The following is a 19,906-nucleotide window of genomic DNA, read 5'->3' on the forward strand; positions in this document are numbered from 1 at the left end:
CGGCCCGGGAAGGAGTCCACTTCCGTGCCTGCTTGGTGGACCACTTCCCGGGCCGGGGCGTCAGCCGATGTGGTAGCTGTCGCCGTAGACCTTCCAGTCCAGCGGCGGGTCCGCGACAGCCTGGACGCCGCCCTGCGCGCGAGCGGCCTCGACCACTTCGACCGTGGTGCAGTTCCAGGTGTGGAGCGACGAACGGGGCGGCCGCGGTGAGTGGCTGGAGACGGTCGAGGACCTGAAGCGCGAGGGCAAGATCCGCCTCTTCGGCGTGTCGGTCAACGACCACGAGCCCGACAACGCCGTCCGGCTGGTGCGCAGCGGCACGGTCGGCACCGTCCAGGTCATCTACAACATCTTCGACCAGGCCCCGGCCGAGAACCTGCTCCCCGCCTGCGCGGAACACGGCGTCGGCGTCATCGTGCGCGTCGCCCTCGACGAGAGCGGGCCGACCGGACAGTTCACGGCCGGCTCGGCCTTCCCCGAGGGCGACTTCCGCAACCGCTACTTCCGCGACGACCGTCCCGCCCAGGTCGAGCGGCGTGTCGCGGCGATCAGCGCCGACCTCGGCATCGACACGGACGACATGACCAAGACGGCGTTGCGCCTCGTCCTGGGCCACCCCGCCGTCTCGAGCGTCATCCCCGGGAGCGCAACGTCCGCAACGTCGAGCGCGACACCGCCCTGAGCGCCGGCCGGCCGCTCACGGACGAGCAACTCGCCGCCCTCGCCGGGCACCGGTGGCAGCGCAGCTTCTACGGCTGAGCGACGCGGCGGGAACCAAGCGCCCCTCTCACACGTCAACTCTTTGCCCGCCAAGGGCCGAAGGGTCGGACCGACCAGCCGGAGAGGGGAATCGCCGTGGACGAGGCGACGTCGCAGCAGGGGAGCGAGGCGGAGGGTGCCGCCCGCCGGGCCCGCTTCGGGACACTGCCGGAGCCGGTGCGTGTGGAGGACATGGTCGAGGAGCGGGCGGCGAGCGTGCCCGACCCGGCGCGCACCGCCTACAACCAGGACGAATGGCTCGTGCGCTACTGCCTGTGAGGCGCCCCGCCGGAGGCCTTCCGCTGCGTGTCCAGGTCGCGCAGCCACCGCACGACGTCGTCGGCGTCCTGGGCGGGGGCGATGCCGAGCGGTGTCATGCCGTCGTAGCCGCACCAGTGGGGGTCGGCGCCCCGGTGGTGCAGGTACTGCGCGGTGGGCAGGTGCCCGCCGTGGCAGGCGCCCCAGAAGGCGCTGGTGATCTCGTCCGGTGACGGCGGCTCGTCCGCCTCGACGAAGGCCCGGACCGGACACGTACCGCCGCTGCTGCGCCACGCCCGGTACCCCGCCGCCGTCCTCGACGTCGAGCCCGGCCCGCTGCTGGGCATCGACACCGGCGACGACTACCCGGTCACGACGGTGCCCCTGCTCCCCGGCACCACCCTCGCCCTCTACACCGACGGCCTCGTCGAGATCCCCGGCAGCCACGCCACCCGCACCACGAGAGATCTCGCCGGGCACCTGGACACCGCCGACGGACACGACCTGGAACGGCTCATCGACCGGCTCGTCCGCCACACCACACCCACCGGACGGCACACCGACGACATCGCGGTGCTCCTCCTGCGCGCCTTCCGCCTGCGCGACGAACCCGCGTGAGGCCGAAGCGGACCCTCAGACCTGGTCGGAGTGGTCGGCCCGGACCCGCTGGGCCACGTCGCGCAGCTTGAGGTCGTGGTCCTGGGAGATGCGCCGCAGCACACCGAAGGCCTCGTCCTCGTCCATCCGATGGCGTTCCATCAGGATCCCCATGGCCTCACCGATGGCGTGCCGGGAGTCCAGGGCGTGTTCGAGCTGGTCGACGGTACGGGCGGTGGCCAGGGCGACGGCGGCGTGCGAGGCGAGCAGCCACCCCGCGGCCTCGATGTCCTTGCCGAACGCCCCGGGTCGGCGCGAATAGAGGTTCAGCGCGCCGAAATCCTCCTCGTGGGTGTAGAGCAGAACGCCGGTCATGCTGCCGATCCCGAGGTCGCGGGCCGCCCGGCTGTACCGCGGCCAGGACGGCTGCGGCCGGGTCATGTCGGCGATCCGGAACAGCCGCTCCCCGTCCACGCGGCGGGCGGCGTCGAAGCACGGACCCTCGCCGAGCTCGCCCTGCAGCCGGTCCGACTCGGCGACCATGTCACCGCACACGGAAAGGGTCACGGCCCGGCCTTTCGAGACCGTCAGGATCCCGGCGGCGTCGCAGCCCTCGATCACCTTCACCGCCGATGACGAGATCGCGTCCAGCGTCGCCTGGAGCGAATCCTGCGCGACCAGGTCCCGGGCGAGCTGCGCCATCCGCTCGGCGTACCGCCGCCACTCCACCGTCACCACCGCCTCGTTCGCCGGTGCCGCCCACCGTACTCCGCGCCGCTTCGCACGGCCTTTCGTCCGAGGGGCCGGGCGTCCGGGCGGCATGCCCGGAGCCGAGCCGCGCGATCACCGGTACGCCGTCAGCAGCAGCGCCACGTCGTCCGGCCGCTCCCGGGCCCGGCGGGCCGTCCCGACCAACCGGTCGGCGAGGTGCTCGACCGAGTCCGCCGGGGTCTCGGACAGGCGGCGCCGTACCGCGTCGATGCCCGTCTCGATGTCGTCGCCCGGCCGTTCCACCAACCCGTCGGTGTACAGGGCGAGGACGCTGCCGGGGGCCAGGGTGAGCGCCGTGACGGGATACACCGAGTCGGGCTGCACGCCCAGCATGACGCCGCCCGCCAGATCCAGCGTCTCGACCCGTCCGTCGGGGTGGCGCAGCAGCGGCGGGGGATGGCCGGCCCGCACCGCGAGGGCCCGTCCGGTGGCAGGGTCGAGTTCGATGTAGCAGCAGGTGGCGAAGGCGTCCGACTCCAGCTCGGTCAGCAGCCGGTTGGTGTGCGTGATGACCTCCTGCGGCGGCCGCTCGCTCGCGGCGAAGGCGTGCACCGCACTGCGCAACTGGCCCATCACCGCGGCGGCTCCGACACTGTGCCCCTCGACGTCCCCGATGACCAGGGCCACGCCACGCCCGGTCGTGATCACGTCGTACCAGTCGCCGCCGATCGCCATGCCCTGCGTACCGGGCAGATAGCGGCCGGTGGTGCGCAGGCCCTCGATGGCGGGCAGCCGGTGCGGCAGCAGCCCCTCCTGGAGGCCGCGGGCGACGGCGGACTCCGAGTCGTAGAGCCGCGCCCGCTCCATCGCCTGGGCGGCCAGGCCGCTCAGCGCGGTGAGGGCGGAACGCTCGTCGGGGGTGAACCGGTGCGGGGTGTCCCAGCCGAGGATGCAGGAGCCGACCGAGTGGCCGGAGGCGATCAGCGGCAGGAACGACCAGGCGTTCATGCGGTCCAGGGTGATGCCCGGATAGGCGACGGAGAGGTCCTCGGGCGATTCGAAGAACAGCGGGAGCCGCGTGGTCAGGGCGTGGACGCCGGGCAGCTGGGTGTCGAGGGTGACGCCTTCGAACGGGGTGAGGAAGCCCTCCGGGTAGCCCGACTCCCACAGCAGGTACATCCGGCCGTCGCGGACGGTGTACAGGGCGAGTTCCCGGGCACCGAAGGCGGGCAGCAGCTGCTCGGACACGGCTCGGCAGACGTCCTGCACGGTGACCGCCTCGGTGAGCACGCTCGCCATCTGCACCACGTGGTACAGCGCCCCGGCCCGCGCCGCGGCCACCGGCCCGGGCGGCGGCGCGGCGGCCGTGAGGCCGGGCCCGGTGGCGGTGGCGGCCTCCGGCCCCTGCTCGGCCCCGGTGGGCGGCGGCCCGGTCGGGTAGACCCGGCCGGTCAGCCCGTGCACGTCCGGGTACAGCACGAAGCTCAGCCAATGCCCGTCGGGATGCCGGACGAGGAAGGACACCTGCTCCTGCGACAGCATCGCCGCCCGGTAGCGGTCCTCGTACGCGGGATCCCGGAGCCAAATGATCACCTCCCACGGACAGCGGCCGAAGAGGTCCTCGCGCCCGGAGCCCAGCAGCTCCTCGCAGCGGCGGTTTGCATACGTCAGGCGGCCGTCATGGTCCAGCGACAAGAGCCCGTCGGGCAGCCGTTCGGCCGCTTCGGCCGCGGTGAGTCCGCCACCCGCGTCGACGAGGGCGCCCACCAGGATCCGCGCGGAGCCGGTGCCGCCGTGCACGAGATGGCCCCACAGCTCGACCGGCCGGTATCCGGTCCGCCCCTCGCCCCGGGACTCGTCCCGCACCCGGAAGTGCCGCGACCTGACCCGGCCGTCGGTCAGGGCGTCGTATCGGCTCTCCCGCAATTCATGCAGGTCGTCGGGGCTGACCCGGGCCTCTACGTCCGTGATGGAGCCGCCGTAGTCCGCCCGGTCGATGCCCAGCAGTTCGAGGGCCTCGTCGTCCGCCGCGCACCGGTCGGTGTCCAGGTCCCAGTCGATGAGCCCGACCCGGACCGGGCGGGCGGCGGAGGTGGGCAGCCGGACGCTGATCGGCTCGTCGTCGTACTCGACGGGACAGACATCGGTGTCCGGGCCCGGCCGGCCCGCGGCGAGGTGATCGAGGCGCTCCTCCATGACCCGCTCGGCGGGACGCAGCGCGAGATCCACCGCCTCCGCCTCCATCGGTGGCCGGGCCGCCGAGCGCAGGACGACCAGGACGCCCACGGCCTCGCCGCCGGCCCGGACGGGCTGGTAGGCGGAGCCGAAGGAGTAGGGCAGCCCGGCGGTGAAGTGCGGGAAGCGCACCATGGTGGCCCGCTCGTCCGGCAGCCACAGCGTCTCGTCGCGCCGGTAGGCCTCCGCCATCGGCAGGGCACCGCCCACCGGCACTCGCCACCAGCTCTTGAGCAGTGAGCGGGGAACCCCGGTGACCATCGCGAGCACGAGCGAGCGCCGGTCGCGGGAGCGCAGATAGACCAGGCCGCCGTAGCCGTCGAGGTCCCGTACGGCCTCCACCAGCGGGTCCGTGAGGGCATCCTCGATCCGGCTCGTGTCTCCGCCCCGGACCCGGCCGTCAGCCCCGTCCCGGCTCCGGCCGGCGGCTGACCGCGGCCCGTCCGGTACGGCGGCTGCCTCATCCATGTCGCGTCCTCCCGGTACGGACGCACCGGACACCAATCGCTCCCCACCAGGATGTGCCATGGTCGGCGGTCCGGCGCGGTAAGTGCAACCTTTCGGTCCGCCCGGCCGTCTCACCCGATACCAGCAAAATGCAAGCCTCGGGGGCGGCAATGGTACGAATCAGAACAGCATGCGCGACTCTCGCACTCGTGGGCGCCACGGTGGGTGTGGCGGCCGTCCCGGCCGGTGCGGCACCGGTCGGCGCGCAGTCCACCACCCGCGCCACGACGTGTCCGACCGGCTGGGGAAGCCTCGCCAAGACCGACGCCGGCGGCACGGTCGCACCGCTGACGAACGTCAGGACCGGCCGGCACACCTGCTTCGACCGGATGGTCGTCGACGTGCCCGGCGCGGGCAGCGGTGTCGGCTACCGGGTCCAGTACGTCGACCGGCTCTACCAGGACGGCTCGGGCCGCCAGATACCGGTGGCCGGCGGCGCCGTCATCGAGGTGCGGGTGACCGCGCCCGCCTACGACCCGGAGACCGGCGCGGCCACGTACCCCGGCCGGGTGGCGCGCCCGCTGCCGGGCGTGGACCTCACCGGGTACCGCACCTTCCGGGACACCCGGTTCGCCGGCAGCTTCGAGGGCGAGACCCAGATCGGCCTCGGCGTCCGGGCCCGGCTGCCCTTCCGGGTGCAGCAGCTCGACGACCGCGTGATCGTGGACGTCGCCCACAGCTGGACAGCCACGGGCTGACGTTATGGCGCCCGGCTCCACCTGCTGGGCGCCCGGGGAGCCGGGGGGCGAACGCCAGGGCTCCAGGGCAGGCGCCCAGGCCACGGGGCGAGCCCCAAACACGGTGCACGGGCCGAGCCCCGGGGCCACGGTGCGCGTCCCGCGCGCGTGGGCGGCGGGGCGGGCGCCAGGGCCATGGTGGGCGGGCGCCTGGACCATGGTTCACGGGCGCCTGGGCCTCGGTGGGCGGGCGCCTGGACCATGGTGGACGGGCGCCTGGCTCCACGGGCCGTGCGCCAGGGCCACGGGGGCGGACGTCAGGGTCACGGTCTGCGGGGCGGATGCCCGGAGCCGTGTCCATGGGGCGAGCGCGGGAGCCACGGTCCATGGGTCGAGCGCCGGGGCCACGGCCCAGGGCCGGGTGCCGGGTGCCGGAGCTACCGTCCAGTAACGCAGTCCTGCTAAGACCGATGAAGATCTTGCTCCGGCCGCCGGGATCGCCCCGGATTGCCGGTAAATGTCAATCGCCATGAACCGGTGCAATCAGGGCGCAATTCCAAGACCTTCAGGACACTCCTAGGTCTCGTGGACCAGCTCGATCGCCCTGCCGAGGGTGTCGAGCCGGTCGTCGAGGGTTTCTCCGGCCGGGTAGAGGCGGACCGTGTCCACCCCGGCGTCGCGCCAGACGCGCAGGCGCCGCCGGACCATCTCCTCTGTGCCGATGAGCGTGGTGGCCAGCACCATCTCGTCGGTGACCAGACGGGCCGCACCGTCCCGGTCGCCCGCCTGCCAGCGCCGGCGGACCTCCGCCGCGACATCGGCCCAGCCCTGCCGGCTGTAGGCCCGGTTGTAGAAGTTGGTCGACGCGGAACCCATGCCGCCCAGGCTGAAGGCGAGTTCCTTCTTCCGCCCGGCGACCATGGCGGCCAGCGCCTCCTCGTCCCGGGCGAACGCGACCTCGGCGCCCTGGCAGACGTCGAACCCGGCACGCTCACGGCCGGCGGCGGCCAGACCCTCCTCCAGGGGAGCGAAGTAGGCCTCCGCCGCACCCTCGGGGACGAAGCTGGTGCCGAGCCAGCCGTCCGCGACCTGGCCGGTCAGCCGCAGCATGGCGGGGGACAGCGCCGCCAGATAGACGGGCACGGGGTGCTCGGCGCGCATGGACAGGCGCATCGGCACCGCCTCCCCGCCGGGCAGCGGGATGCCGAACTCCGAGCCGCTGTAGGAGATTCTGCCGCCTTCGACGACCTGCCGCAGGATCTCCACCGTCTCCCGCATTCGCGCCAGGGGACGGGCGAACGGCACCCCGTGCAGGCCCTCCATCACCTGCGGCCCGGACGGGCCGAGCCCCAGCAGGAACCGGCCGCCGGACAGGTTGGACAGGGTGATCGCCGTCTGCGCGAGGGCGACCGGCGTACGGGTGCCGATCTGCATGACCCCCGAGCCGAGCAGCATCCGCTCCGTACGGGCGGCGTAGAAGCCCAGGGCGGACGGAGCGTCCGAACCCCAGGCCTCGGCCACCCAGCAGACGTCGAGCCCCAGCTTCTCGGCCTCCATCACGAAGTCGGCCTGCCGGGACCAGGAGCCGAGAGCCGCCGCCTCGACGGTCGTCGCCGCGCGCATCACGCCTCCGCCCACTGCCTGATGTGCTCCAGTGTCGCGGACATGCCCCGCTCGAACTCCCGCAGCCTCACGAACACGATCTTCTGCTCTCTCTCCGGCATGGCGTCGATCGCGAACGACAGACCCGAACGGCCGGGCCCCATCCGCATCCACTGCGACAACGCGGTCCCGCCGTCCCTCGGCTCGAGCCCGAACCGCCAGACGGCACTGGGGTGCGCCGGGTCCCCGACCGCCCAGGCGAACTCCCGCTCCGGTTCGCACGTGACGACGGTCGACGTCGTCTCCCACTCCCCGAACCGCTCGTGCCTGCTCCGGCCGACGAAGCGGGCTCCCACGGCCGGCCCGGACGCGCCCTCGGCCCACCGAGCCGACTGCAGCTCAACGCTCATCTCCGGCATCCGCGTCACATCCGACACCAGCGCCCACACCCTCCCCGGCGGGGCGGCGACCCACGTCGTCACCTCGACCGTCGGCTGGTCCGCGTACCGCGCGCCCGTCCACTCCATCGCGTGCCGGCCTCCTCGTCGACAGGAACTGTGCCCACAGAGTTGCGTAATGAGACTCACCAGGTCAAGAGCGCCTGCGGTCAGGTGAGGTGAGAAGGCGTGCGGATGTGCCCCGGTACACGGAACCGCGCCGGCGGGGCCGCGTACGCTACCGATGGCTCCGCCCCGAGGGATCTTCGCGTCTGACGGGCCCGGCGGCGGGGGAGCCATCCAGGATGGTGGTGGCAGTGCCGACGCGTCGGCGGGCACCATGGTCACGGCGGGGCACGGTCCGCGGGAATCCGCCCGCGTGGGCCTTCGAGCGGAGGACGAGATGGGATCGGCGATGGACGAGCGGTTTCACCGCCGGCAGAGATGGGCCGCCCGGGGCGCCCTGGCTGCCGCCGCGCTGGCGGCGTTGCTGCCGCTCGTCTCCGGCGGCCTGCGAGGGCTGCTCCTGCTCGTGGCGGGACTCGCGGGACTCGCTCTGACCGCGGCCGCGCTCTGGTGGGTGCTGTCCCGGCGGGGAGTGGTCCGCATCGCGTCGGCCGCGCTGGCCGTCGTCGCGCCCGTCGGCCTCATCACCCTCTTCGCCACCGCGAATCTGCTCTGGGTGGTCTTCGTCTCGCTGCTCCTGTGGTGCGGGGCGGTCTGGAGCGGCCGCTACGCCCTGCGCAGCACGGGCCTGCGGACCGTACGGGTCAAGGAGTACCGCACGCCGCCGCCGCTGCGTCCCTTCCTGCTGCTCAACCCGCGCTCCGGCGGCGGCAAGGTCGAGAAGTTCAACCTGCAGGAGAAGGCCGAGTCGCTGGGCGCCAGGGTCGTCCTGCTCGACCCGGACCAGCAGCAGGACGTCACCGCCCTGGCCAAGGCGGCCGTGGCCGACGGAGCCGACCTCCTGGGCGTCGCGGGCGGTGACGGCACCCAGGCCCTGGTCGCCGCCGTCGCCGCGGAGCACGGCCTGCCGTTCCTCGTCATCGCCGCCGGTACGCGCAATCACTTCGCCATGGACCTGGGCCTGGACCGGGACGACCCCGCCACCTGTCTCGACGCCCTCACCGACGGCGTGGAACTCCGTGTCGACCTCGGGTTCGCCGCCGACCGTCCGTTCGTCAACAACGCCTCGTTCGGCGTGTACGGGGCCGTCGTCCAGTCCCCCGGCTATCGCGAGGACAAGGTGGGCGCGGCCCTGGAGCGCCTGCCCGACCTGCTCACCCGGCAGAGCGGGCCGCGTCTGACGGCCACCGCCGACGGCACCACCGTCGCCGACCCGCAGGCGATCCTGGTCAGCAACAACGCCTACCGCATGGACGACCCCTTCGGCTTCGGCCGGCGCGAGCGGCTCAACTCCGGGCGGCTGGGCGTGCTCGCCGTCCGCGTCGACAGTGCAGTGGAGGCCGCCGAACTCCTGCTGTCCCCGCGCCCGGAGGGGCTCACCGTGCTCACCGCCCAGCACGTCGTCGTGGACGCCGACGAACCGCAGCTGGAAGTGGGCCTCGACGGAGAGGCGCTCACCATGCCCGCCCCCGTCCACTGCCGCATCGCGCGCCGCGCCCTGCGCGTCCGCGTGCCCCGCAACCGTCCCGGAGTCCCGAAGGCGCCCCCGCGTCTCGACTGGCGCCGGCTGCGCAAGCTGGCCGCCGCGGTCGGCCGCACCGCCGTACCCACGCGCTCCGGGCGCGCCTGAGCGCCGGCGGGGTCGTCACGGACGAACGCTCCGGCGCACCTGAGCCCCGGCGGGGGTCCCACGGACGAGGTCCCCCACGCCCTGCGGCGTGGGGGACCTCGTCCGTGGGGCCGTAGGTCAGGCCTCCTTCGGCCCGGCCTGCTGCACCACCTCGAAGGACCACAGCGTGGAGCCGCTCGCCGCGGGCTTCGGCCGTTCGCCGCCCTCGCCGCCGCCCTGGTGCGCGCTCTTCATCGGCCCCTCCATCCAGGCCTGGAAGGACTCCTCGTCGCGCCACCGCGTGTAGACGAGGTAGGTGTCGGTGCCCTCCACCGGGCGGAGCAGCTCGAACCACTCGAACCCGTCGGAGTTCTCCACGGCGTGCGCACGGGAGGCGAACCGCTTCTCCAGCGTCTCCCGCTGCTCGGCGGGCACGGTCAGCACGTTGATCTTGACTACGCTCATGCGCCCCATCTTGCCCGACGGCGCATCTGCGCAGGTTAAGCACTGCGCCTCCACTACATTTTGAACGTGTTCAGAAGTCGGCTAGGGTCATTTCCACACGTCGAAGGGGAGACCTTATGAGGTTCGTGATGCCCGGCGGTACCGGGCAGGTCGGCACGGTCCTCAAGCGCGCGCTGAGTCCCGGTGGGCCTGCCCGCGACGCGCTGGATGGCGGAGATCGGCGCGTTCGTCCTGCGCTCGGACACCGAACTGCTGCTGAAGAGCCGCCGCCTCGTTCCCGGCCGCCTGCTCGAAGCGGGCTTCGCCTTCGAGCGTCTCGAGTGGCCGGAGGCCGCGGACGACCTCGTACGACGTCTCCGCGGCCCTGCGGCAAGCTGAGCTCGGGTCAGCTCTGCCCCTTGCCCTGCTCCAACGCCTTGCCGGTCATGTCGGTGACCTGCCCGGCCGGCGGCGCGACCGCCTCCACCTCGGTGCCGAAGTCGGTGAAGTCCATGACCGTGCGCACGGTGACCTTCTCGGGTGCGGAGGTGGAGCCGGAGGAGGACCGCCGCGTCGCCTCCGGGGTCCTGACGGTCATGTCGATCTGCTGGCGGCGCATTCGGCCCTCGTCGTCCAGCCACACGTCCATCGGCAGGGTCGGGCCGACCTGCTTGCGGAGGGCGTCGCCGCCCAGAAGGTCGGCGACGTCGACGGAGACGCGGTAGTGCGTGGTCTCCACCCCGTTGACCGTCGCCGAGCCCTTCTCGGTCACGTCCTTGTCGGTGATGGCCTTGGCGTACGCCGCCGACTGCGCCGGATCGCTCATGGGCCGGCCGTCCGTGCCCTGCTGCGCGGCGACCTTCCCCAGGTGGATCTTGATCCAGGGCTTGCCGCCCGGTGCCTGCCCCCTGGGCATCCTCTGGTAGAGGACCCGGTCGATCACGCGTTGCTCGATCCGCTGCCCCTGCATCGTGAGGGTCATGACGCTGTCGCCGTCGTCCAGGTCCACCACGCCCTGCCCGTTCGCGGTCTGCGAGGCGCCCCCGGGCGAGGTCTGCACCCTCAGCTTCACCTTGGCGGTGTCCTCCTCGGCCGTCCTGTCGTAGGCCGAGCGCACCGCCCGCGTGCCCTCCTCCCGGGTGCCTGCGCTCGCATCCGCCGAGGTACCCCGCGTGCCGTCGTCCGAGTCGCCGTCCTCACCGCAGCCGACCAGCACCGTCCCCGCCAGAACCCCGGCGACGCCCAAGGCGCAGACCCGCCTGCCGTTCCCCGCCCTGCCCATCGAACCAGCTCCTCTCAGGCGTGTGACGCGACCCAAGTGCCCGAGCCGGGCACGAACACATCTGTGGGGACGAGGAGTTGGATACCGGGGAGAACGGACGTCACGGTCAGTGGCGGCCCCTGAGCTTGCCGAGCAGACGCTGGGCCTGGGCCCGCTTGCGGGGGTCGGCCGCGGCCCGCCGCGCCTGGTCCACGGCCCGCCGCCCCTGCGGGCTCCGGGCGAACTGCTTGATGCGGTCCAGCATTCCGGCCATGACGCACCTACCTTCCTGTCGCGCTGTCGCTTGTCTGTAGTGCGCCTACCCTGCCGACGACGTGCTCAGGCACATCGTTGCCCGCTCGGCGCGCGACCGAATGTGTTTGCGGCCGGAGTCAGAGGCAAGTCGGTGTCCATGACTGAAGAGAACAAGCGCACGAATCAGAAGGCGACCACCGTACGCACCGCGGAGTCCAAGGCACGCCGCACGGCGGACAAGGCCACCGCGCCCGCGTCCCAGGCGGCGAAGGGCGCCGCGGGCAAGGCCGGTGAGGCGGCGTCAGCTGCCCAGTCCGGCGCGGAGCGCTCCGCCGAGACGGCGAAGACGGCCGCACAGACCGCGGCCAAGGGCGTCGAGGCCGGCCGCCAGGCGGTCGTCACGGCCTCGGGTCACGTCGCGACCACGGCGAAGACGGCCTGGACGGTCATCGCCCACCGCAAGCTGGTGGCCGCGGGCGTCGGAGCCGGTCTGACCGCTCTGAGCGCGGCGTCCTACGCCGTCGGACGCCGCGCGGAACGCGGCGCGCACGGCCCCCTCACCCGCCTGACCGGCGGGCGGATCTGAGCACGGCCGGCGCGATGGACGTGCCGGCACGAGGGAGCAGGCGGCGCGACGCGCCACCGGGTGTTCCGGTGGTCCGTGGCGCCGCCTTCCTCGTGCTCCGAGCCGCTCCCTGACGCATGGCCTGGCGCACATCCGTCCCTCACCGGGGTGCCCCCCTCGCGCGTCACCGCCGTGACGAGGAAGGATGAGACCGCAAGCGAAGGATCAACCCATGCGGAGGAGCGGGCCCATGCAGCACGAGCGAGCGGGAAGTCCGGCCGGACCCGAGGATCTCGTCGATGTCGCTCGGCTGGTCACCGCGTACTACGCGCGCCGGCCCGACCTGGACGACCCGGGGCAGCGCGTCACGTTCGGGACCTCCGGACACCGCGGATCGTCCCTGGCGGCCGCGTTCAACGACGACCACATCGCCGCGACCAGCCAGGCCATCTGCGAGTACCGCGCCGGCCAGGGCATCGACGGTCCCCTCTTCCTGGGCGCCGACACCCACGCCCTCTCGGAGCCCGCGCGGGTGACCGCCCTCGAGGTGTTCGCCGCCAACGAGGTGATCGTGCTGATCGACGACGCGGACGGCTACACGCCCACCCCGGCCGTCTCGCACGCCATCCTCACCCACAACCGCGGCCGCACCACCGGCCTCGCGGACGGCGTCGTCGTCACGCCCTCCCACAACCCGCCCGCCGACGGCGGGTTCAAATACAACCCGCCCAGCGGAGGCCCCGCCGCCTCCGACGCGACCTCCTGGATCCAGGACCGGGCGAACGAGATCATCCGGGGCGGCCTGAAGGACGTACGGCGCGTCTCCCACGCCCGCGCCCTCGCCGCACCCACCACCGGCCGTTACGACTTCCTCGGCACCTACGTCGCCGACCTGCCCGACGTGCTCGACCTGGACGCGATCCGCTCCGCCGGTATCCGGATCGGCGCCGACCCCCTCGGCGGGGCGTCGGTCGCCTACTGGGGCCGCATCGCCGAACAGCACGGCCTCGACCTGACCGTGGTCAACCCGCACACCGACCCCACCTGGCGGTTCATGACGCTGGACTGGGACGGCAAGATCCGCATGGACTGCTCGTCGCCGTACGCGATGGCCTCGCTCATCGAGCAGCGCGACCGCTTCCAGATCTCCACCGGCAACGACGCCGACGCCGACCGGCACGGCATCGTCACCCCGGACGCGGGCCTGATGAACCCCAACCACTACCTGGCCGTCGCCATCTCCTACCTGTACGCCCACCGCGACCGCTGGCCGGCCACCACCGGCATCGGCAAGACGCTGGTCTCCTCCGCCATGATCGACCGGGTTGCCTCCGACCTGGGCCGCGAGCTGGTCGAGGTGCCCGTCGGCTTCAAGTGGTTCGTGGACGGACTGGCCGGCGGCACCATCGGCTTCGGCGGGGAGGAGTCCGCCGGGGCGTCCTTCCTGCGCCGGGACGGTTCCGTGTGGACCACCGACAAGGACGGCATCCTCCTGGCGCTGCTCGCCTCCGAGATCACGGCGGTCACCGGGAAGACCCCCTCCGAGCACTACGCGGCGCTGACCGCCCGCTTCGGCGAACCGGCCTACGCCCGCATCGACGCCCCCGCGAGCCGCGAGGAGAAGGCCCTCCTGGCCAAGCTCTCCCCGGCCCAGGTCAGCGCGGACACCCTGGCCGGGGACGCGGTCACGGCGGTGCTGACCGAGGCCCCCGGAAACGGCGCGGCCATCGGCGGCATCAAGGTGACCACGGACAACGCCTGGTTCGCGGCCCGTCCCTCGGGCACTGAGGACGTCTACAAGATCTACGCCGAGTCGTTCCTCGGCCCCGACCACCTCGGCCGGGTCCAGGAGGAGGCCAAGTCCGTCGTGCTGGCGGCCCTGTCCGGCTGACCGCGGACACACCACGGCCCGGGCCACCGCACGGGGCCCGGGCTGTGCCTCTCGCGCGTCAGCTGCGCGGGCTGCGTGCGGCCAGGACGACATGCGCCGCAGAGGCCATCGCGTCCTCGTCCGAGGTGAAGGCGGCGAGCGCCTCGGCGTCACCGGGCTCGGCGCCCTCCGGCCATGGCCGCGTGGCGAGGATGAGGTGGGCGAAGCCGAGCTCGCCGACCGTCTCCAGCCAGGTCTCCGGCGGAACGAACTGGGACTTGAGGTGCTGCACGGTGAGGACGGCCGACCGGGCACGACGAGCAGGCTCACCGGCAGACTGGGCCGATGGGCCGATGGGCCGATGGGCCGATGGGCTGCTGGGCTGCTGGGCCGCGTGGACGAGCCCCTCGCCCAGGGGGAGCCCGGCGCCGACCAGCACCTGCTCCTGCTGGGCCGATGGGCTGCTGGGCCGCGTGGACGAGCCCCTCGCCCAGGGGGAGCCCGGCGCCGACCAGCACCTGCTCGATGGCCGTCGCAGTGCCCTCCGGACCGTTCGTCCCGTCTCCGAGGGAGCAGGCCAGCAGATGGGGACGTCGTTCCCGCCGGGGGTACGTGCCCCGCCCGGCCTGGACGACGAGGGAACCCAGGTCTTCGGTGGACACGGTCTGCGTTTCGGGTGAGATCGAGGTCACCGCGGAACCGTCTCGGCGCACCTCACGGCACCCGGTCCGCCGTCACCCGAGTGGACCAGTCCCCGCCGGGCTCTCCGCACGAACGAGGGGTCCGCGCGCCCGACATGCCCGCGATACAGGACACTGGGTGAAGATCCGACCGGGAAGGACCGACACGTGATCATCTTCGGCACCAAGGGATACCTGTACCAGCTGGCGATACTGACGCTGGTGTGCGGCCAGTGCGGAAACCCCGCCGCCCACACGCTCAGGAAGCGCGTCACGAAGTTCACCCTGTTCTTCGTCCCGCTGTTCCCGATCTCGACGAAGTACCTGACGCAATGCACCTTCTGCGGCGCGGAACAGAAGGTGACCAAGGAGCAGGCGGATCATCTGCAGACCCAGAGCACGAACGGCCCGAGCGGCCAGGCGTACGGGCAGCCGCAGCAGCACGACCGGTTCTGAGGCCCGGAGGCCCGCAGGCCCGGAGTCCCGCAGGCCCGCAGGCCCGCAGGCCCGCAGGCCCGGAGTCCCGCAGGCCCGGAGTCCCGCAGGCTCGGGCGCGGCCGGACCGCTCTCGCCGCGGGCCCCGACACCGGCCACCGGCCCAGCCTCGCCGGTCGACGCTTCGGCGGGCGTCGAAGCGTCCCGCCCGTAGCGTCCCGGGCCATGACGCCCCGCCCCCACCTCGTGATCCGGCCGAGCATTCTCTACTTCGGCACGCCCGTGGCCCTGCTGACCACCGAGAACGCCGACGGCACCTGCAACCTCGCCCCGATCTCCTCCGCGTGGGCCCTCGGGCAGCACCTCGTCCTGGGGCTCGGCAGCGAGAGCCACACCGCGCGCAATCTCGCCGGACGCCCGGAACTCGTGATCAACGTCGCCTCGCCCGAGCTGTGGGAACACGTGGAACGCCTCGCACCGCTGACCGGGGCGGACCCCGTGCCGGAGGCCAAGCGGCCGGTCTACCGGCACGAGCGGGACAAGTTCGCCGCGGCCGGGCTCACCCCGGCGGCCGCCGACCTGGTGAGGCCCCCGCGGGTCGCCGAGTGCGCCCTGCAGCTGGAGGCCCGGGCCCGCGCGCTGACCCCGGGCGGAGCGGGCCTCTTCGTCACCGTCGAGTGCGAGGTCCTGCGCGTCCACGCCGCGCAGCGCGTCGTCGTCCCCGGCACCCAGCACATCGACCCCGCCGCCTGGAGCCCGCTCATCTACAACTTCCGCCACTATCACGGCCTGGCCCCCGAGGTCGGCCACGGCTTCCGCTCGGAAACGGCCCGGACCAGCGTCTGATCGCCTCCGATGTGGCAACCGGGGCTTCCCGGGTACCCGTCCTCCACTGGCCCGGAGGGCCGATGGGCCTCCCGCAGTCGATCAGTGAATACGGAGGCATTCAGATGAGCACCATCAAGGAAACCGTGGAAGTCGACGTCCCCGTCCACACCGCCTACAACCAGTGGACGCAGTTCGAGGAGTTCCCGAACTTCATGGAGGGCGTCGAGGAGGTCAGGCAACTGGACGACCGCCACAACCACTGGACCACCAAGGTCGCCGGGGTACGGCGCGAGTTCGACACCGAGATCGTCGACCAGCTGGCCGACGAGCGGGTCACATGGCGCACGACCAGCGGAGACACCCACCAGAGGGGTTCCGTCCGCTTCGAGCGCCTGGACGACACCCACACCAGGGTGGAGCTCGTGATGGACATCGAGCCCAGCGGAGCCGTGGAGAAGGCCGCGGACATGATGGGTACGATCGACCGCCGGGTCAAGGGCGACATGCAGCGCTTCAAGCGGTACATCGAGGAGCGCGGAGTCGAATCCGGCGCCTGGCGCGGCCGCGTCCAGCCGGGCGGCCCCAGCGGCCCCGGCCCCGTCCTCTGACACCAGCCGCACCTTGAACCCGGCTTCCCCCGTGGGGCCGGGTTCTTCTGTGCCCGCATGACCCGCCCCACACGGAGAGTGCGTGAACTTTCGGCCAACCTTATGACATGCACCTGTCCATCTCGGCCTCCCGGTGGCACGCTGCCCCCTGACTGTCCGCAGTGACACCCCTGCCTGACCGGGTGGACTGGCTTCCCGCCACCCGGCCCCCACAGCAGAAGGAGACCGCGTGATGGGCAAACCCCGCAGCGCCCGCTCCGCCGGTGGCGACACCCGCGTCCGCCGGTCCGTCCTCGGCGCACTCGCCGGCGTCGCCGCGCTCCTGGCCACCGGCGTCACCGCCGCACCGGCGGGCGCCGCACCGGACCCCGGTGTGATGACCTCCTCGGCGCAGGAACGCGCCCTGGCCTTCTGGACCCCGCAGCGGATGCGCGAGGCCACCCCGCTCGACCTCCTGACCGTCGACCGCTCCGACGTACGGACACCGGCACCTCGCACGGGCAAGGCGGCGGTCGTGGCCCCCAGCGCGCCGGCCTCCGCCATGGGCCCCCTGGCCTTCCCGCACGGCGGCGGGCCCTGGTCCGGCGGGGGAGCGGTCACCAAGACCGCGGGACGGGTCTTCTTCAGCTACCAGGGCCGCACCGCGTCCTGCTCCGGAAACGCCGTCACCAGCGCCAACAAGAGCACGGTGATCACCGCGGGCCACTGCGTGAAGCTGGAGGGCGCCTGGCACACCAACTGGGTCTTCGTGCCCGGCTACCACGACGGGCAGCGCCCGTACGGCACCTGGACCGCGTCCAAGACCCTCTCCACGCCGCAGTGGACGGCCAGTGAGGACATCAACTACGACATCGGCGCGGCCGTGGTCGCCCCGCTGGACGGGCAGAAGCTGACCGACGTCGTCGGTGGCCAGGGCCTGGCCTTCAACACCGGCTACAACAAGGCGATGTACTCCTTCGGCTTCCCGGCCGCCGCCCCCTACGACGGGGAGAAGTTCATCTACTGCAGCGGCACCACCACCCGCGACTTCCTGCTGTCCAAGGATCACGGTCTGACCTGCAACATGACCGGCGGCTCCAGCGGAGGCCCCTGGTTCACCCAGTTCAGCGAGGCCACCGGGACCGGCCTGCAGTCCTCGGTGAACAGCTTCAAGTACAACTTCCTGCCGAACGCCATGTACGGCCCGTACTTCGGCACGGACGCGCAGAACCTGTACCAGAGCGCCCAGTCCTCCTGAGCCACCGCCGTACCGGGAGCCGGGTCCTCCACCACGCCGTGATGGAGGACCCGGCTCCGGGGCGTCCCGGGACGAGCCCACCCGTCACTCGCCGCCGGGGCCGGCGCCGACCCGGACCGCTGGACGGCAGGACGGCTCGCCCCGACTGCGTCAGGCCGTCGCCCGCCTGCTCGGCGTGGCGGACTCCGGCCCGCCGTAGGCGGGCGGAAGACACACCCACAGGCGATTTTCGTCCACGTGCGGACGTGCGCCGTGTGTCAGCCGCCCGGCCGGTCCACACTGGGACCCATGCGCGTGGTGATCATGACGGCGGGTTCGCGCGGCGACGTCGCGCCGTACACCGGGCTGGGCGCAGGGCTGGCGCGCAGCGGGCACGAGGTCACACTGGCGACCCACGCCCTGTTCGAACCCCTGACCACCGGCTCGGGGGTGCGCTTCCACCCCACCCCGGTCGACCCGCACGCCGTGTCCCACTCCGACCAGGGCCGCGACCTGCACGCCAGCACCACGGGCCTGGGCAAACTGTTGCGCGCGGCGTCGATGGCCCGCTCCGCCGCCGAGGAGATGACCGACGCCCTGGTACAGGCGGCCCGCGGCGCGGACATCGTCCTGGCCGCCGGAGCCGTGGCACCGCTGGGCCGCGCCATCGCGGAGGGGCTGAACCTTCCCAGCCTGGGTCTGTTTCTGCAACCCCAGCATCCGACACGCGAGTTCGGCGCACCCATGCTCGGCGGACGCTCGCTCGGCATGGTGGGCAACCACCTGGGCGGACGGGCCGTCATCTCCGCCGTCGACCGGGTCTTCACCCAAGCCGTGCACCGGCTGCGCACCCGGCACGGCATGACGCTGCGCGGCCCCTCCGCGAGCCGCCGGGCCCACGAGCGGGCGAACTGGCCCGTGCTGCACGGATTCAGCGAACAGGTGGTGCCCCGACCCAAGGACTGGCGCCCCGGGCTGGAGATCGCCGGGTACTGGTGGCCGCACGACACCCGCGCACTGCCCGGCGAAATGGAGGAGTTCCTGGCCGCCGGGCCGCCGCCGGTGTTCGTCGGACTGGGCAGTGCGACGGTGCCGGACCCCGAACACGTCAGCGCCGAGATCGTGCGCGCGCTGCGGACGGCAGGACTGCGCGGCGTCATCCAGCGGGGGTGGGCGGGCCTCGCCGCCCGCGACGACGATGACGTGATCACCGTGGGCGACGTGCCGCACGCGGCGCTCTTCCCCCGCACGGCCGCCGTGGTCCACCACGCCGGGGCCGGCACCACCGCCGCCGTTCTGCGCGCGGGGGTCCCCACGATCCCGGTGCCGGTGCAGTTCGACGGCTTCTTCTGGGCGGCGCGCCTGGTCGCCCTGGGGACGGCCCCGGAGGCCGTCCCCCTGCGGCGCCTGACCGCCGACACCCTCGCCCCCGCCCTGCGCCGCGCCACGGGCGACTCTCACCACGGCACTCGTGCCCGGGAGTTGGCACGCGATCTGGCCGGGGAGGACGGTGTCGCCCCGGTCCTGGCCGCGCTGGACCGTCTCACTCCGTGACCGCTCCGCCCTCCCGAGACGGCTTTCCGGGACGGAAACGCTGGTGCAGCCGGATCGCGACCGGGGCCGCCGTGAACACCGAGGAGTACGTCCCGACGGCGAGACCGATGAGCAGGGCCAGGGCGAAGTCCGTGAGCGAGGAACCGCCCAGCAAGGCGAGGGCGGTGAGCATGAACGCCGCGCCCATGCCGGTGTTCACCGTGCGGGGCAGGGTCTGCAGGATCGCCCGGTTGACGGTGCCGGCGAACGGCGACCCGGGGCCCCGCCGGGTCAGCTCCCGGACGCGGTCGAAGAGGACGACGGAGTCGTTGTCGCAGTAGCCGATGACGGTGAGCAGAGCGGCGAGGAACACCCCGTCGACCGGTTTGCCGAGCCAGGCGAAGACCCCGAGCAGGACGACCACGTCGTGGAGGAGGGCGACGACCGCGGCGGAACCCAGCATCCAGCGGAAGCGTGCCGCGAGGTAGACGAACTGCGCGCCGAGGGCCACCGCCAGCGCGATCAGGGCACCTTGGCGCAGTTCCTCGCCGAGGCTGGGACCGATCAGTTCGTCGCGGACCTTGTCCGCCCGGCCGTCCAGGTCGCGCAGGGCACCCGTGACCTCGGCCTCCTCGGCGTCGGTCAGCGGATCCGTACGCACCGTCAGACAGCGTGCTGTGAGCCTGTTGAGGG

General features: G+C 72.8%; 21 protein-coding genes and 2 pseudogenes. 13 read left to right on the forward strand and 10 right to left on the reverse strand.

Annotated features, from left to right (window positions below):
- The first annotated feature begins 163 nt into the window (after positions 1 to 163).
- The 3 genes from HDC93_RS35170 to HDC93_RS35180 all read left to right on the forward strand — a co-directional run bounded on the left by HDC93_RS35170 (position 164) and on the right by HDC93_RS35180 (position 1,635).
- Positions 164 to 682, forward strand: a complete 519-nt coding sequence (locus tag HDC93_RS35170) for an aldo/keto reductase (RefSeq protein ID WP_311774715.1) — start codon at positions 164 to 166, stop codon at positions 680 to 682.
- A 173-nt stretch (positions 683 to 855) separates the two neighbouring features.
- Positions 856 to 1,038: a hypothetical protein gene (locus tag HDC93_RS35175; protein ID WP_030853560.1), complete on the forward strand. Its 183-nt coding sequence runs from the start codon at positions 856 to 858 to the stop codon at positions 1,036 to 1,038.
- A 195-nt stretch (positions 1,039 to 1,233) separates the two neighbouring features.
- Complete coding sequence (locus HDC93_RS35180; RefSeq protein ID WP_311774716.1) at positions 1,234 to 1,635, forward strand: PP2C family protein-serine/threonine phosphatase; 402 nt, start codon at positions 1,234 to 1,236, stop codon at positions 1,633 to 1,635.
- Positions 1,636 to 1,650: 15 nt separating this feature from the next.
- Here HDC93_RS35180 and HDC93_RS35185 read toward each other — a convergent pair whose 3' ends face one another.
- Both HDC93_RS35185 and HDC93_RS35190 read right to left on the reverse strand, forming a co-directional pair.
- Positions 1,651 to 2,343: a GAF and ANTAR domain-containing protein gene (locus HDC93_RS35185; protein ID WP_311774719.1), complete on the reverse strand. Its 693-nt coding sequence runs from the start codon at positions 2,341 to 2,343 to the stop codon at positions 1,651 to 1,653.
- Between the two features lie 114 nt (positions 2,344 to 2,457).
- Positions 2,458 to 5,028, reverse strand: coding sequence for a SpoIIE family protein phosphatase (locus tag HDC93_RS35190; protein WP_185014886.1), 2,571 nt, complete (start codon positions 5,026 to 5,028; stop codon positions 2,458 to 2,460).
- A 149-nt stretch (positions 5,029 to 5,177) separates the two neighbouring features.
- Here HDC93_RS35190 and HDC93_RS35195 point away from each other — a divergent pair, with 149 nt between their 5' ends.
- Positions 5,178 to 5,765, forward strand: a complete 588-nt coding sequence (locus HDC93_RS35195) for a hypothetical protein (protein WP_185014887.1) — start codon at positions 5,178 to 5,180, stop codon at positions 5,763 to 5,765.
- 555 nt (positions 5,766 to 6,320) lie between these two features.
- Here the strand turns inward: HDC93_RS35195 and HDC93_RS35200 are convergent.
- Together HDC93_RS35200 and HDC93_RS35205 are read right to left on the reverse strand one after the other, a co-directional pair.
- Positions 6,321 to 7,367, reverse strand: a complete 1,047-nt coding sequence (locus tag HDC93_RS35200; protein WP_185014888.1) for an LLM class flavin-dependent oxidoreductase — start codon at positions 7,365 to 7,367, stop codon at positions 6,321 to 6,323.
- The gene (locus HDC93_RS35205) at positions 7,367 to 7,873 is read right to left on the reverse strand and encodes an SRPBCC family protein (protein ID WP_185014889.1); all 507 of its coding nucleotides are present in this window, start codon (positions 7,871 to 7,873) and stop codon (positions 7,367 to 7,369) included. The genes HDC93_RS35200 and HDC93_RS35205 overlap by 1 nt, the downstream gene beginning before the upstream one ends.
- Positions 7,874 to 8,186: 313 nt before the next feature.
- Here HDC93_RS35205 and HDC93_RS35210 point away from each other — a divergent pair, with 313 nt between their 5' ends.
- On the forward strand, positions 8,187 to 9,539 hold the full coding sequence (locus HDC93_RS35210) for a diacylglycerol kinase family protein (protein ID WP_185014916.1): 1,353 nt from the start codon (positions 8,187 to 8,189) through the stop codon (positions 9,537 to 9,539).
- Between the two features lie 117 nt (positions 9,540 to 9,656).
- Here the strand turns inward: HDC93_RS35210 and HDC93_RS35215 are convergent, their stop codons facing one another.
- Complete coding sequence (locus HDC93_RS35215; protein WP_031113632.1) at positions 9,657 to 9,983, reverse strand: antibiotic biosynthesis monooxygenase; 327 nt, start codon at positions 9,981 to 9,983, stop codon at positions 9,657 to 9,659.
- A gap of 177 nt (positions 9,984 to 10,160) precedes the next feature.
- On the opposite strand from HDC93_RS35215, the pseudogene HDC93_RS35220 reads away from it, so the two are divergent.
- Positions 10,161 to 10,361, forward strand: a pseudogene (locus tag HDC93_RS35220) (DUF1731 domain-containing protein); the annotation flags it as partial.
- A gap of 7 nt (positions 10,362 to 10,368) precedes the next feature.
- On the opposite strand, the gene HDC93_RS35225 reads toward HDC93_RS35220, so the two are convergent.
- Both HDC93_RS35225 and HDC93_RS35230 read right to left on the reverse strand, forming a co-directional pair.
- A complete protein-coding gene (locus tag HDC93_RS35225; RefSeq protein ID WP_185014890.1) occupies positions 10,369 to 11,244 on the reverse strand; it encodes a hypothetical protein in 876 nt (291 codons plus the stop codon).
- A gap of 106 nt (positions 11,245 to 11,350) precedes the next feature.
- The gene (locus HDC93_RS35230; RefSeq protein WP_179878731.1) at positions 11,351 to 11,497 is read right to left on the reverse strand and encodes a hypothetical protein; all 147 of its coding nucleotides are present in this window, start codon (positions 11,495 to 11,497) and stop codon (positions 11,351 to 11,353) included.
- A gap of 138 nt (positions 11,498 to 11,635) precedes the next feature.
- Here HDC93_RS35230 and HDC93_RS35235 point away from each other — a divergent pair, with 138 nt between their 5' ends.
- Together HDC93_RS35235 and pgm are read left to right on the forward strand one after the other, a co-directional pair.
- The gene (locus HDC93_RS35235; protein ID WP_185014891.1) at positions 11,636 to 12,064 is read left to right on the forward strand and encodes a hypothetical protein; all 429 of its coding nucleotides are present in this window, start codon (positions 11,636 to 11,638) and stop codon (positions 12,062 to 12,064) included.
- Positions 12,065 to 12,293: 229 nt separating this feature from the next.
- Positions 12,294 to 13,934 carry a phosphoglucomutase (alpha-D-glucose-1,6-bisphosphate-dependent) gene (gene pgm, locus HDC93_RS35240; RefSeq protein ID WP_185014892.1) on the forward strand — a complete coding sequence of 547 codons (1,641 nt, stop codon included), beginning with the start codon at positions 12,294 to 12,296 and terminating at the stop codon, positions 13,932 to 13,934.
- Positions 13,935 to 13,992: 58 nt separating this feature from the next.
- On the opposite strand, the gene HDC93_RS39035 is transcribed toward pgm, so the two are convergent.
- Complete coding sequence (locus HDC93_RS39035; RefSeq protein ID WP_311774717.1) at positions 13,993 to 14,352, reverse strand: DUF5949 family protein; 360 nt, start codon at positions 14,350 to 14,352, stop codon at positions 13,993 to 13,995.
- Positions 14,240 to 14,626, reverse strand: coding sequence for a DUF5949 family protein (locus tag HDC93_RS39040; protein ID WP_311774718.1), 387 nt, complete (start codon positions 14,624 to 14,626; stop codon positions 14,240 to 14,242). Before HDC93_RS39040 ends, HDC93_RS39035 begins: the two co-directional genes overlap by 113 nt.
- A 135-nt stretch (positions 14,627 to 14,761) precedes the next feature.
- Between HDC93_RS39040 and HDC93_RS35250 the strand changes: the two genes are divergently transcribed.
- The 5 genes from HDC93_RS35250 to HDC93_RS35270 all read left to right on the forward strand — a co-directional run bounded on the left by HDC93_RS35250 (position 14,762) and on the right by HDC93_RS35270 (position 19,234).
- Positions 14,762 to 15,049: a zinc-ribbon domain-containing protein gene (locus HDC93_RS35250; protein ID WP_031112578.1), complete on the forward strand. Its 288-nt coding sequence runs from the start codon at positions 14,762 to 14,764 to the stop codon at positions 15,047 to 15,049.
- A gap of 204 nt (positions 15,050 to 15,253) precedes the next feature.
- The gene (locus HDC93_RS35255; protein WP_185014893.1) at positions 15,254 to 15,874 is read left to right on the forward strand and encodes a flavin reductase family protein; all 621 of its coding nucleotides are present in this window, start codon (positions 15,254 to 15,256) and stop codon (positions 15,872 to 15,874) included.
- A 104-nt stretch (positions 15,875 to 15,978) separates the two neighbouring features.
- The gene (locus tag HDC93_RS35260) at positions 15,979 to 16,464 is read left to right on the forward strand and encodes an SRPBCC family protein (RefSeq protein ID WP_185014894.1); all 486 of its coding nucleotides are present in this window, start codon (positions 15,979 to 15,981) and stop codon (positions 16,462 to 16,464) included.
- A 232-nt stretch (positions 16,465 to 16,696) separates the two neighbouring features.
- The gene (locus HDC93_RS35265; protein WP_185014895.1) at positions 16,697 to 17,701 is read left to right on the forward strand and encodes a serine protease; all 1,005 of its coding nucleotides are present in this window, start codon (positions 16,697 to 16,699) and stop codon (positions 17,699 to 17,701) included.
- Positions 17,702 to 17,989: 288 nt separating this feature from the next.
- Positions 17,990 to 19,234: a glycosyltransferase gene (locus tag HDC93_RS35270; RefSeq protein ID WP_185014896.1), complete on the forward strand. Its 1,245-nt coding sequence runs from the start codon at positions 17,990 to 17,992 to the stop codon at positions 19,232 to 19,234.
- Here HDC93_RS35270 and secF read toward each other — a convergent pair.
- A pseudogene (secF, locus tag HDC93_RS35275) lies at positions 19,224 to 19,880 on the reverse strand (protein translocase subunit SecF); the annotation flags it as partial. The gene HDC93_RS35270 and the pseudogene secF sit on opposite strands and share 11 nt — an antisense overlap.
- Between the last annotated feature and the right edge of the window lie 26 nt (positions 19,881 to 19,906).

Origin of the sequence: Streptomyces sp. AK010, assembly GCF_014207295.1 — a bacterium.
GTDB lineage: Bacteria > Actinomycetota > Actinomycetes > Streptomycetales > Streptomycetaceae > Streptomyces > Streptomyces massasporeus.